This window comes from Endozoicomonas sp. OPT23 (assembly GCF_009653635.1).
Taxonomy (GTDB): Bacteria; Pseudomonadota; Gammaproteobacteria; order Pseudomonadales; family Endozoicomonadaceae; genus Endozoicomonas_A.
The window spans coordinates 93,848-106,975 of the sequence record NZ_PPFD01000006.1 but is presented as its reverse complement, the minus strand read 5'-3'; the positions used below and the strand labels follow the sequence as shown (position 1 = coordinate 106,975).

Below are 13,128 nucleotides of genomic sequence, written 5' to 3'. Positions count from 1 at the left end.
GCCTTTCTATAGAGAAGAAGCCGGAATAATCATGTTCCGGCTTCTTTTTAATCTTACTTCTCTTTCTTACCCACTCTCACCGCCAGCACATCACAGCAGGCGCCGTGCAGGATACTGGTTGAAGTAGAGCCGAGAATCAGTGCCAGACCATGACGACCATGGCTGCCCACCACGATCAGATCCACATCGGACTCTTCAGCTATTCGATGCACTTCCCGCTCGGGACGTCCATAAACGACATGCTGTTGCCCCTTATCGATATGAATACTTTCGGCCAGCTTGGAGATGCGCTCCCGTGCCTGCTGGGTGATTTCATCCTGCAGGGTGGTCAGGTCCAGTGGTATGTCACTGCCGTAAGCAACGCTGAGTGGTTCGACAACATGAACCAGAGTTAACTGTGCCTGATAGGTTTCAGCCAGTGATTTTGCTTTATCCAGGACATCATCAGCTTCGTCGGACAGGTCTATCGCGACCAGAATATGTTTATATTGGCTCATAGACTGTTTCTCTTTTTCAGTTGTTGACTGTTATTGATAAGTGCCAAGAGTCCACGCAAGTGCGCTCCCATTGCCTACAGAATTCCACTCGTTTAAGAATGCTGTTTTGTTTGCGCACTTCGATCATAGACCAGTCAATGCAATTTTTTTCTGTGCCAGATCATTATTCAACGAAACTAGACGCATTGACAGCAAAAATATAAGTAAAAATGACTAGACAGCTTCTGCAATTGCTTGACATTGATGGGGATTTAAAAGAAGGTAAGCAAAATTCAAACAAACGTATGAATCGGGCTTTTTAACTGTTGCATTCAAACATCGATAACAGAGCGACAGTGAGAGCATAACCAATTACATACATAATCATCTTCAATCCGCTCGGAGAGAAATCAATGATCTATCAAGGGAAGGCATTCAAGGTTCTGGCTCTTGAAGACGGCATCGTCGAACTCAGGTTTGACCTGGAAGGCGAGTCAGTCAACAAGTTTAATCAGCTGGCCATTGAAGACCTTAATGCTGCTATTGAAGCTATCAAGGCTGACAGCAGTGTGCAAGGTGTCGTCCTTACCAGTGGCAAGGACGGCGTATTTATCGTTGGCGCTGACATCATGGAATTCACCAGCACCTTTAAACAGGCTGATGAAGAACTGATGAACATGGTTCTGTCCGTTAATAAGGTATTTAACGGTCTCGAAGATCTGGATATGCCAACCGTTGCCGCCATAAACGGCAGTGCGCTGGGTGGTGGTTTTGAAGTCTGCCTGGCGGCTGATTTCCGCGTCATCTCCACTAAAGGCGGCGTCGGCCTGCCGGAAGTTAAACTGGGTATCTACCCGGGCTGGGGCGGGACTGTACGCTTGCCTCGACTGATTGGCGCAGACAATGCCGTTGAATGGATTGCCGGTGGTCGTGAACAGAAGCCTGCAGCTGCCCTGAAAGTTGGTGCGGTTGATGCGGTTGTTGCTCCAGAGAAACTTCTGGAGTCTGCTATATCTCTGGTTAAGAGTGCGCTGTCTGGCGATCTCGATTTCAGAGCTCGCAAAGAAGAGAAGAAAGCACCTCTCAAGCTACCAATGCTTGAATCCCTGATGGTGTTCGAAACCTGTATGGGTGTTGTTCGACAGCAGGCAGGGCCAAATATTCCTGCTCCGGTAGCCGCTGTTAAAACCATCAAGAAGCACGCAGAACTGCCTCGTGATGAAGCCATTGAAGTAGAAGCCAAAGGCTTCGTAAAACTGGCCAAGACTCCGGAAGCGGATGTCTTCGTTAATCTGTTCCTGAACGACCAGATGCTGAAGAAGAAAGCCAAGGGCATGGCCAAAATCGCCAGTAAAGTCGAGAAGGCTGCAGTGCTCGGTGCTGGCATCATGGGCGGCGGTATTGCTTACCAGTCAGCCTACAAAGGCACACCGATCCTGATGAAGGATATTGCTCAGGAAGGTCTTGATCTGGGTCTGACTGAAGCGACCAAACTGCTGTCCAAACGTGTCGCTCGTGGTCGTATGGATCCTGCCAAAATGGGTCAGGTTCTGAACAGCATTGTTCCAACACTTTCTTACAGCGAATTCAAAGACGTAGACGTTGTTGTTGAAGCTGTAGTTGAGAACGTTAAGGTCAAGAAAGCGGTACTGGCTGATGTAGAAAATCACGTCCGTGAAGACGCTGTTCTGACCTCTAACACGTCCACAATCTCCATTACCGAACTGGCTAAAGACCTGAAGCGTCCGGAAAACTTTTGCGGCATGCACTTCTTTAACCCCGTTCACGCTATGCCACTGGTTGAAGTGATTCGTGGCGAGAAGACCAGTGATAAAACGGTTGCTACCGTCGTTGCTTACGCACAAAAAATGGGTAAGACCGCCATCGTAGTCAACGACTGTCCCGGCTTCCTCGTTAACCGTGTGCTGTTCCCGTACTTTGGCGGATTTGCCTCACTGGTGAAAGACGGTGCCAACTTCCACAAAGTCGACAAGGTTATGGAACGCTTTGGCTGGCCAATGGGTCCGGCTTACCTGCTGGACGTTGTTGGTATCGATACCGGCTTCCACGCTGAGCAAGTGATGGCTGAAGGCTTCCCGGATCGTATGACCCGTGACTGGAAGAGCGCCATGGACGTAATGTATGAAGCAGGTCGCTTCGGTCAGAAGACCGGTTCCGGTTTCTACAAGTACGAAATGGATAAGAAGGGCAAGCCGAAGAAACTGGTTGACGATTCTGTTCCTGCTCTGATCTCCGGCGTTGTCGGTGAAGCGAAAGAGTTCGACGATCAGGAAATCATCGAACGCATGATGGTGCCTCTGTGCATGGAAACCATTCGTGCCTACGAAGACGGCATTGTTGCCACACCAGCAGAAGCGGATCTGGCACTGCTTAACGGCATTGGCTTTCCGATCTTCCGCGGTGGCGCACTGAAGTACATCGATACCATGGGTGTCGACACGTTTGTTGAGCTGGCTGACAAGTACGCACACATAAGCCCACTGTATGCTCCAACAGAAAAACTGCGGGAAATGGCCCGCGCAGGCAAGACGTTCTACGGCGTCTGAACATTCGGCTTTTAACAGATTAATGACAGAATAAAGAGAGACATATTATGAGCCTGAATCCAAGAGATGCCGTTATTGTTGACTTTGGACGTACCCCGATGGGTCGTTCCAAAGGTGGCATGTACCGTAACGTCCGTGCCGATGATCTGTCCGGTGATTTGATTACCGGTCTGCTGGCCCGCAACCCGAAGGTTGATCCGGCAGAAGTGGAAGATGTGATCTGGGGTTGTGTCAACCAGACCCTGGAGCAGGGCTGGAACATTGCCCGTATGGCATCGTTGCTGACGCCAATTCCTCACACGGCTTCAGCGCAAACTGTGAGCCGCCTGTGTGGTTCTTCCATGAGTGCCCTGCATACTGCTGCCCAGGCGATTCAAACCGGCAACGGTGATGTTTTCGTGGTCGGTGGTGTTGAGCACATGGGACACGTTGGCATGATGCACGGCATTGATCCAAACCCGCGCCTGTCCAAGCATATAGCCAAAGCGGCCGGTATGATGGGCATGACCGCAGAAATGCTGGGACTGATGCACGGCATTACCCGTGAACAGCAGGATGAGTTCGGTGTTCGTTCCCATCAGCGCGCTCAGGCTGCCACTGAAGCCGGTCGTTTCAAGAATGAAATCATTGCCATGAAAGGCCATGACGCTGACGGCAGTTTAAAACTGTTCACCCAGGACGAAACCATTCGCCCTGAAACCAGCCTGGAAAGCCTGAGTCAACTGAGACCTGCGTTTAACCCGAAAGGCACAGTAACCGCGGGTACGTCGTCACAGATTACCGACGGTGCTTCCTGCATGATCGTAATGTCTGCACAGCGCGCTCAGGATCTGGGTATTCAGCCAATGGCGGTGATACGTTCCATGGCTACTGCCGGTGTTGATCCGTGCATCATGGGTTATGGTCCGGTACCAAGCACCAAAAAAGCTCTGAAACGTGCCGGCCTGACCATGGATGACGTTGATTACGTTGAACTGAACGAAGCCTTTGCGGCACAGGCGTTGCCAGTTTTGAAAGATCTGAAACTGCTCGACAAGATGGATGATATGGTCAACCTGAACGGTGGTGCTATTGCACTGGGCCACCCATTTGGCTGTTCCGGCGCTCGTATCTCCGGTACCTTGCTGAATGTGATGGAGCAGAATAACGGCTCCATTGGTATCGCAACCATGTGTATCGGTCTGGGGCAGGGTATTACCACTGTCTTTGAACGCCTGTAACTGAATAAACCCTTCGTTTTTCAGTGGAAGCTGCGCCGCATTAGCGGTGCAGCTTTTTCCGTTTTAGGGGATAAGTCAGTAACCTGCTGAAATAATAGAAATATTTCTAACAACAGGTCTGGATTAAACTTCTGGGCTGTGAAACGATAAAAAAGGATGGTCGTTCAAGAAAAAAACGGTTTGATTTGACAGTTTTCCTTGACCGATGTTTTTCTTGACCTTATATATTGAAACAATTTTTCAATTCCCGACCTTTCTTGTTTCAGCAAGCACAAGCCCGAGCCAGAGGATTAAAATGCCTGTAGCGGCGTGGCTGAAACAATGGAGATGATTACAGGACGTGTAAGGTAGCATGGGCAAATCTCTAGTTATCGTCGAATCGCCCGCCAAGGCGAAGACAATAAACAAATACCTGGGCAAGGATTTTGTGGTGAAATCCAGTGTCGGTCACATACGTGATCTGCCCACAGCAGGCGGTGCCAAGAAACCGGTTGACGCTAAAGCCAGGGCTAAGGCCGCTGCTGAAACACGCAAACTGTCTCCTGAGCAGAAAGTCATCCATAAAAAGAAAAAGGCGCGTCAGCAACTTGTTGAGCGCATGGGCATTAACCCGGAAAAGAACTGGGAAGCCCGTTACGAAATTCTGCCTGGCAAGGAAAAGGTTGTAGACGAGTTACGTCGTCTTGCAGCCAACGCCGACACAGTCTATCTCGCGACCGATTTGGACCGCGAGGGAGAAGCCATTGCCTGGCACCTTCAACAGGCCATTGGTGGTGATGAAAGCCGCTATCGCCGGGTAGTTTTCAACGAGATTACCAAGAGCGCTATCCAGGAAGCTTTTAAAGAGCCTGGTCAGCTGAATATTGATCGCGTTAACGCACAGCAGGCACGTCGTTTCCTCGACCGTGTTGTGGGTTATATGGTCTCACCATTGCTCTGGGCAAAAATTGCCCGCGGCCTGTCTGCAGGACGGGTTCAGTCTGTTGCTGCCAAGCTGGTTGTTGAGCGGGAACGTGAAGTTCGTAAGTTCATCCCTGAAGAGTACTGGGAAGTTTTTGCTGATATCACCAGCAAAGATGGCACCGAGATTCGTTTTCAAGTGGCCAAAGAGAGCGGTAAAAACTTCCGCCCCGAGAACAAGGCGTCTGTTGACGTAGTTCTGGGCACACTGAAAGCAGCTGACTATCAGCTGACGGATCGTGAAGACAAGCCAACCAGAAGTAAGCCTTCGGCCCCGTTTATTACTTCAACACTGCAACAGGCAGCCAGTACCCGCCTTGGTTTCAGTGTTAAGAAAACCATGATGATGGCCCAGCGTCTTTATGAAGCTGGTCATATCACCTATATGCGTACAGACTCCACCAATCTGAGTAAGGAAGCCGTGGAGAATGCTCGTGATTACATCGATGATCAATTTGGCATTCGTTACCTGCCTGAATCACCGAACGTATACTCCAGCAAAGACGGCGCACAGGAAGCTCACGAAGCGATTCGTCCGTCCAGTGTCAAGACCGAGCCTGGTTCCATTACCGGTATGGAGCGTGACGCTGAGCGCCTGTATGAACTGATCTGGCGTCAGTTCGTTGCCTGTCAAATGACACCAGCTGAGTATCTAAGCACCACCCTGACCATCAAGATTGATAAATACGAGCTGAAAGCTAAAGGCCGTACGCTCAAGTTTGACGGTTATACCCGTGTTCAGACAGCAGTCGGTCGTAAAGGCGAAGATCTGATTCTTCCTGCTCTGGAGAAAGGTGAGAAACTCAACCTGAAAGAGCTGGACCCACGCCAGCTGTTTACCAAGCCGCCAGCACGATTCAGTGAAGCTGCGTTGGTAAAAGAGCTTGAGAAAAAGGGCATTGGTCGTCCGTCAACCTATGCATCCATCATCTCGACCATTCAGGACCGTGGTTACGTTTCGCTGAAAAATCGTCGTTTCTACGCAGAGAAGATGGGTGACATTGTTACCGATCGCCTGTCTGAGAACTTTACCGATTTGATGGATTACAACTTCACGGCTCACATGGAAGGTAATCTTGATTCGGTGGCAGAAGGTCAGGAAGACTGGAAAAATCTACTGAACAATTTCTACGGTGATTTCAGCAAGAAGCTGGAACATGCCGAAGACCTTGATGACGGTATGCGGGCCAATGACCCGACTCCAACCGATATCAAATGTCCCGAGTGCAGCCGCGAGATGATGATTCGTACGGCCAGTACCGGTGTATTCCTGGGTTGCTCTGGCTATTCACTGCCACCAAAAGAACGCTGCAAGAGCACCATCAACCTGGTACCGGGTGATGAAGCAGAAGACGCAGACGATGAGAACGCAGAAGTTAACGCGCTTCGTGCCATGCATCGCTGTCCTAAGTGCGCGACAGCCATGGAAAGCTACCTGATCGACGAACAGCGCAAGCTGCACGTTTGCGGTAACAATCCGGACTGTTCCGGCTTTGAAGTGGAAACAGGGCAGTTCAAACTCAAGGGGTATGATGGTCCGCTGCTGGATTGCGATAAGTGTGGTTCAGAAATGCAGTTAAAGTCTGGTCGTTTTGGCAAGTACTTTGGTTGCACCAACTCTGAATGCAAAAACACCCGTAAGCTGCTCAAGAGCGGTGAAGCTGCGCCACCGAAAATGGACCCGGTTCCAATGCCGGAGCTGAAGTGTCTGAAGGTGGAAGATCATTATATTCTCCGTGACGGTGCGTCTGGACTGTTTCTTGCGGCCAGTCAGTTTCCAAAGAACAGGGAAACCCGTGCACCTCAGGTAAGCGAACTGATTCCACATCAGGCCGAGATTGATCCAAAATACGGTTATCTGTTTGATGCGCCAAGACAGGATCCTGATGGCAATCCGTCCATTATTCGCTACAGCCGCAAGACCAAAACTCAGTATGTAATGAGCGAGGTTGATGCCAAGGCGACGGGCTGGAGTGCTACCTTTGACGACGGCAAGTGGACTGAAAAGACCACCAAGAAGCGCAAGAAAGCCTGATTACGTTTTAACCAGATTTTTTTGTGATAGCAACACCCGGAACGCCCTGCATTGTCAGGGCGTTCTTCTAGAAAGAAAAGAGAGGTTGTAATGTCCAGCTCATGGCAGTCCATTACTAATAAAAAACTACATAACGCCCGCTTACAACTGGATGCCTGGGAAAGTGCCGAGAGTATGGCTTATCAGGGATTCAGGGAAGGTTTCCTGTTTCAGTGCAAACTGGCCTACCAATCGCTGCTGTCAGAAATAGTAAACAGCTACGGCATTTCTGATACCGCTGTCAGAAACCTTCATGAAGCCGGTGAGCTGATAAAGAGTAAGGACACGGTTTCGTCAGAGCTTGAACAGTTACAGCAACTCGAAAACACCGATAGCTGGCTAAGCACCTTGTTGAGCGAGATTGGCAAACTTGAAGCCTTGTCTCTGTCAGAATTTCAGCCAATTCAATACCAGGCATCACTGCTTGCCAGCGATGCGGTGACCAGTGATGACATCAAGAGCATTGAGCAGGCACAACATTCATTGAAAGCCATGAAAGAGCTGGTAACGCACTTCCGTAATTTCAACCTTGAATGGTAAGCATGCTGATACTGAAGGGATATTCAATCAGGCTGGATTGATCATATTACGAAATTACCTGATAATAGCGGTCAACAATTACAGACAGCTTCCTGCTGTGAATCTGCATAGGTGTGGTTAGTATTATGGATCAGGACAGAGCTGCTTCTTTTCTTGAAATCGTCGAGTTGCCCAATGGTGAGATTGTCTTACGTCGTAGCGATGACGACGACAGTGAAGAACCATTACTGACCATGAAGTTTTCTGAAGAAGCCAAATCCTATCTCGAAGGCGAATACCTTCAGGTAGCCAAAGCTATGTTTGATGCTGGTATGAAGGAAGTTGCAGAACTGACTCAGCCTCAATCTTCAGACGATGAAGTTCCTGAAAACAGAGTACTGCACTGACTCTTATCTGCTGTTTGTTTCGACTGACTCTTTCTGTGAGAGTCAGGCAGCTCTGTTTCTACTGCGAATAGCCAAAGCCTGACAATGCCCATTCTTCGCTGCGGATTCCAGCAGGTCCAGATTTTCATTATCTACTTCATTCAACCAACTGATCACGGTATGGCTTGTACCTGAAGCCAGAGCTTTGCGAGTCAGCTCCAGCAGGTCTGCTTTACCCTTTGGGTTGATCACCTGAACCTTAGTGTGGTTGATGCCGGACTGTTTCAACCAGCTTCTGGTCTTATCAGAGGCATCATCACTCAGCACCAGTGTTAACCAGCGCTGCTCGCTATTATCGGCCAGCTGATTGAGAATAGGGGTAAGAATAAAGTCCGATTGCCAGGGGTTGTCCGAGAGAATCAGTTCATTAACTGAACCCAGCTTGCGCTTTTGCTTTCTTTGCTGCTCATTTCTTTTACTGCTAAGCCCACTCCTGTCAATTGGCCTGGAAGGGGTGGACTTGTAAAGAAAAGAATCTGATGAATAGAGCATGGTGACTTCCTCCTGACAAACGCACAGCTTGCGTTTTTTTGCCATGAATTCTTCACTCATGGCATATTATAAACTCTTAATGGTTTCTTATTACGCCTACACTTAAGCCTTCAATGGCAAAACTGTTTTCACTCAGATCAACAACAATAGTGTCAAACTCTTCATTTTCTGCATGAAGCAGCACCTGATTACCATTTTGCTCGAATCGCTTTACCGTCACTTCGTCTTCTATTCGGGCAACGACCACCTGGCCATTTCGAACCTCAGTCGTTTTATGAACAGCAAGAAGGTCACCATCGAGAATACCGATATCCTTCATGCTCATACCTTTTACCCGAAGCAGGAAGTCAGCCTGTGGCACAAAGAAGCCCGGATTCAGATTGAGATGATCTTCAATATGCTCCTGGGCGAGGATAGGGTTACCCGCTGCCACCTGACCAATTATTGGCAGACCATCCTGATGCGAATCAGGAATGCGAATACCTCTGGAAGCTCCAGGGGTGATTTCGATAGCACCTTTTCTGGCCAGCGCCCGTAGATGCTCTTCAGCGGCGTTAGGAGAACGGAAACCAAAAGTGCGAGCAATTTCTGCACGAGTAGGAGGGAAACCGGTTTCTTCGATATGCGACTTGATCAGATCAAGTATTTCGCTTTGCCTTTTGGTGAGCTTAATCATGTTTAAGCCTGTTGTTATATACAGTATCTGTAATTATATACAGTATTTTTACTGTATCAACTATTGTTGAGCAGATTTATTTCTTATTGCTTCCTTTATCGGCATGACTGTCGACCATCAAAGCGGTTAACCATCTGTAACAGTGACTTCAATGTGCTTCTGAAAAAGCTGTGATACATTTATCTGGTCATACTGTTCACCCTCTAAAAAGCAGTAATTCTCAGCCTTTGCCTGACTCCTCTCCTTGACAGCTGCAGTTTTCAAACGTAGGTTTGAAACACTTGTTTCTTAACTGATGTTTGCCTATGTCTCGATCGACCACAGTAGAACGCATTCTCGACTCTGCAGAATTACTCTTTGCTGAACACGGGTTTGCAGAAACGTCTCTCAGAGCTATCACCAGCGATGCCAAAGTAAACCTGGCAGCAGTGAATTATCATTTCGGTTCCAAGAAGGAATTGATTCAGGCGGTGTTTGGCCGCTTTCTTGATCCGTTTATGGCCGGGCTGGATCAGTCTCTGGAAAATCTGTCCAGTGACAGCAAGATGATGGAAGTCGAAGAAGTGCTGGAGCTTCTTGTTAACCATATTCTGGCAGTAAAACCCCGTCGTCCAAATGATATTGCGATATTCATGCGCTTGATGGGGCTGGCGTATACCCAGAATCAAGGCCACTTGAAACGCTTCCTTACCGAAAGTTACGGTGCCACACTGGCTCGCTATTTTGAAAAGCTCTATGGATCCTGCCCCGGTCTGCCAGTGTCTGATATGTACTGGCGCAGCTACTTTATTCTGGGCTCTGCTATTTTCGCCATGTCCGGGTCAGAAGCGTTACTGGCCATTGCCAAACGAGATCATGGCATTGATGACGATATAGAAGCTATTATGCGAAGAATGGTACCTTTTATGGCTGCAGGACTCCGTGCCCATGCAACTTATGATGAAGGCCACTCTTGATCAGCATAATTGATAGCAAAGGTTAGCCCCAGCGTGCACATCAATGTTTTTATAGACAGCCAGACCCTTGAACTGACCGATGACAACGGTGTACTGCACCGTTATTCAGTCTCCACTGCCAGCAAAGGAACTGGCCAGCAGGAAGGAAGCTGGCAGACACCACTGGGCAGGCACATTATTCGAGCTAAAATTGGTGACGGTTGCCCTCTTCATACTGTATTTGTTTCCCGCCGTCCTACCGGTGAAATATTTTCTTCTGAACTGCAGGAAAATTACCCGGTAAGACGAGACTGGATACTTACCCGCATTCTCTGGCTAAGCGGAACCGAAGTTGGTTTCAATCGCCTGGGTAATGTCGATACCATGCGTCGATACGTTTATATCCATGGCTCACCGGATCATGCGACCATGGGTAAACCTGGCTCAAAGGGCTGCATCCGCATGCATGGTAAAGATCTGATTGAGCTTTTTGACAGGATTCAAGCCGGTATCAGCATCAACATTGTCAACAGCAGGGAAGATATACTGTGACATCAACCAGTCCATCCAATGGCGAAAAGAATCACAAAAACAGTGGCGCTCTTCTGGTCGATCTGCCGGGTACTGAGCTTAGTCAGGAAGACAGAGAGATACTTGTTCACCCTAAGGTCGCTGGTGTTCTGCTATTCAGCCGTAACTTCACAGGGAAAGAACAACTTATTCAGCTGGTTAACAGCATACGCTCTGTCAGAGAAAACCTGTTGATCACGGTTGATCAGGAAGGTGGTCTTGTTCAGCGTTTTAAAACCGAATTTACCCGTCTACCTCCTGCAGCCAGCTATGCCCGTTACTACAACCGTGATCCTGAAAATGCGCTGGCACTGACCAAAGACGCTGGCTGGTTGATGGCATCGGAATTACTGGCCTGTGACATTGATCTAAGTCTCGCTCCCGTTCTGGATCTGGATCTGGGGCTGAATACCGTCATTGGGACCCGCGCTTTCGGGCATGACACTGAAACAGTTATACAACTGACTGAAGCATGGCGAGCGGGTGTCAATGAAGCTGGAATGGCTAATATCGGCAAACATTTCCCCGGCCATGGCAGTGTTGATCTTGACTCCCACCTTGATTTACCGGTTGATTCACGCTCGTGGCAAGACATTGAAAACCGTGATCTGAAGCCTTTTGTAACTGCCATCGAATCTGGCATTGAAGCCCTGATGCCGGCCCATATTGTGTTTGATCAAGTCGATTCCAGTCCGACGGGCTTCTCCAAAAAATGGCTACAGGACATTCTTAGAAAGCAGCTCGGCTTTAAAGGCCTGGTAATGAGTGATTGCCTGACTATGGAAGGAGCCGCTTCTGCGGGAAGTTATTCTGAACGCGTTCGACGTGCACTGTCTGCAGGCTGCAACCTGTTAATTCTGAGCAATCGAGACGGTGTAAAAGAGGTACTGTCAGAAATTACTGATTACCAAGCCGATCCAGAACTGATTCAAACTCTGATGAAAAAACAGGCGGTTGATGGCAATCAGCTGCGAAGTTCTGAACGATACCTTAACTGCCGTGATAAAATCGATCACCTGATTCAACGTTATACTGACTGAGTGTTGTTCTGATGGATGAGATAACCACCTACTTGTTTGGAGCCGACTTGCCGAGTGGAATAGGGCAGTTGCTGATCGTTTTCGGCATGGCTGTTGCCTGTCACTTGTTCATGAGCAGGTTCTTTAGTGTGCTGACTATACAGGCAGAAAAGACCAGGGTGCTCTGGGATGATGCTCTTATCAAGTCAGCCAGAAAGCCTGTTATCTCATTAGTCTGGCTGATCGCTTTCGGCTGGTCCATCGACATTATTCATCTTGAAACCCAGTTGGAAGTACTGAAAGGTATCAGAAAACTGTCTGATATCTCATTCGTGTACATTGCTGGCTGGTGTCTCTATCGGTTCATCAGACGCCTTGAAAAGAGTTATCTGAATCAGGATGCTGCCAGTGTAAAAAAGGATCCGACAGCGGTCGTTGCTGTAGGCCGACTGTTCCGCACTATTATTGTGATCATCGCTTTTCTTATTAGTTTACAAGTGCTTGGCTACAGTATTTCAGGTATTTTGGCATTTGGTGGTGTGGGTGGTTTAGCCATTGGTTTTGCCGCCAAGGATATGCTGGCCAATTTCTTTGGCGGCCTGATGGTCTATCTCGACAAGCCCTTTAAAGTAGGCGACTGGATCCGTTCACCGGACAAAAATATCGAAGGCACTGTGGAATATATTGGCTGGCGCCAGACCCGTATTCGCACCTTTGATAAACGCCCACTTTATGTTCCAAATGCAACCTTCACCAGCATCTCTGTTGAAAATCCGTCCCGTATGGAAAACAGACGCATCAAGGAAGCCATCGGTTTGCGTTATCAGGATGGTCGACAGGTGCATGCCATTCTTGCCGAGATCAAAAGCTACCTGCAACAGAATACAGATATTGCCAGCGATAAAACCCTGATGGTGAATTTTGATCGTTTCGGTGCCTCTTCGCTGGACTGCTTTATCTACTGCTTTACTCGCACCACGGACTGGGTTGAGTTTCATCGAATCAAACAGGAAGTGCTGCTGGAAGTGATGAACATCATTCATAAGCACAATGCGGATATTGCCTTTCCTACACGCACTATTGACCCTTCACCGTTTATTACATCTTTAGCCTCCCAAATAGAGCCTGCCTAAAGCCACGCCTTCACAGGTCGCTGTTTAACATAACAGCGGCC

The 13,128-nt window shown here is 48.6% G+C and carries 12 protein-coding genes; 9 read left to right on the top strand and 3 right to left on the bottom strand.

What is annotated here, in order from left to right:
- Positions 1-53: 53 nt before the first annotated feature.
- On the bottom strand, positions 54-497 hold the full coding sequence (locus EOPP23_RS14435; RefSeq protein WP_153766714.1) for a universal stress protein: 444 nt from the start codon (positions 495-497) through the stop codon (positions 54-56).
- Between the two features lie 392 nt (positions 498-889).
- On the opposite strand from EOPP23_RS14435, the gene fadB reads away from it, so the two are divergent.
- From fadB to EOPP23_RS14410, 5 genes are all read left to right on the top strand, one after another.
- A complete protein-coding gene (gene fadB / locus EOPP23_RS14430; protein WP_153766713.1) occupies positions 890-3,043 on the top strand; it encodes a fatty acid oxidation complex subunit alpha FadB in 2,154 nt (717 codons plus the stop codon).
- Between the two features lie 47 nt (positions 3,044-3,090).
- Positions 3,091-4,263, top strand: coding sequence for an acetyl-CoA C-acyltransferase FadA (gene fadA, locus EOPP23_RS14425; protein WP_153766712.1), 1,173 nt, complete (start codon positions 3,091-3,093; stop codon positions 4,261-4,263).
- A gap of 352 nt (positions 4,264-4,615) precedes the next feature.
- On the top strand, positions 4,616-7,258 hold the full coding sequence (topA, locus tag EOPP23_RS14420; RefSeq protein ID WP_153766711.1) for a type I DNA topoisomerase: 2,643 nt from the start codon (positions 4,616-4,618) through the stop codon (positions 7,256-7,258).
- 90 nt (positions 7,259-7,348) lie between these two features.
- Positions 7,349-7,837, top strand: coding sequence for a DUF6586 family protein (locus tag EOPP23_RS14415; protein WP_153766710.1), 489 nt, complete (start codon positions 7,349-7,351; stop codon positions 7,835-7,837).
- Positions 7,838-7,962: 125 nt separating this feature from the next.
- Positions 7,963-8,223 (top strand): hypothetical protein, encoded by a 261-nt coding sequence (locus EOPP23_RS14410; protein WP_153766709.1) that lies wholly within the window; start codon positions 7,963-7,965, stop codon positions 8,221-8,223.
- 42 nt (positions 8,224-8,265) lie between these two features.
- Here EOPP23_RS14410 and EOPP23_RS14405 read toward each other — a convergent pair whose 3' ends face one another.
- Together EOPP23_RS14405 and lexA are read right to left on the bottom strand one after the other, a co-directional pair.
- Positions 8,266-8,814 carry a cell division inhibitor SulA gene (locus EOPP23_RS14405; protein WP_153766708.1) on the bottom strand — a complete coding sequence of 183 codons (549 nt, stop codon included), beginning with the start codon at positions 8,812-8,814 and terminating at the stop codon, positions 8,266-8,268.
- Between the two features lie 16 nt (positions 8,815-8,830).
- Positions 8,831-9,430: a transcriptional repressor LexA gene (gene lexA / locus EOPP23_RS14400; RefSeq protein WP_153766707.1), complete on the bottom strand. Its 600-nt coding sequence runs from the start codon at positions 9,428-9,430 to the stop codon at positions 8,831-8,833.
- Between the two features lie 305 nt (positions 9,431-9,735).
- On the opposite strand from lexA, the gene EOPP23_RS14395 reads away from it, so the two are divergent.
- The 4 genes from EOPP23_RS14395 to EOPP23_RS14380 are packed head-to-tail and all read left to right on the top strand — an operon-like array spanning position 9,736 to position 13,087.
- Positions 9,736-10,386, top strand: coding sequence for a TetR/AcrR family transcriptional regulator (locus EOPP23_RS14395; protein ID WP_153766706.1), 651 nt, complete (start codon positions 9,736-9,738; stop codon positions 10,384-10,386).
- 33 nt (positions 10,387-10,419) lie between these two features.
- Positions 10,420-10,917, top strand: coding sequence for a L,D-transpeptidase family protein (locus tag EOPP23_RS14390; protein WP_370514772.1), 498 nt, complete (start codon positions 10,420-10,422; stop codon positions 10,915-10,917).
- Positions 10,914-11,975 carry a beta-N-acetylhexosaminidase gene (nagZ, locus tag EOPP23_RS14385; protein ID WP_153766704.1) on the top strand — a complete coding sequence of 354 codons (1,062 nt, stop codon included), beginning with the start codon at positions 10,914-10,916 and terminating at the stop codon, positions 11,973-11,975. The genes EOPP23_RS14390 and nagZ overlap by 4 nt, the downstream gene beginning before the upstream one ends.
- Before the next feature lie 11 nt (positions 11,976-11,986).
- On the top strand, positions 11,987-13,087 hold the full coding sequence (locus EOPP23_RS14380) for a mechanosensitive ion channel family protein (protein ID WP_153766703.1): 1,101 nt from the start codon (positions 11,987-11,989) through the stop codon (positions 13,085-13,087).
- Positions 13,088-13,128 lie beyond the last annotated feature (41 nt).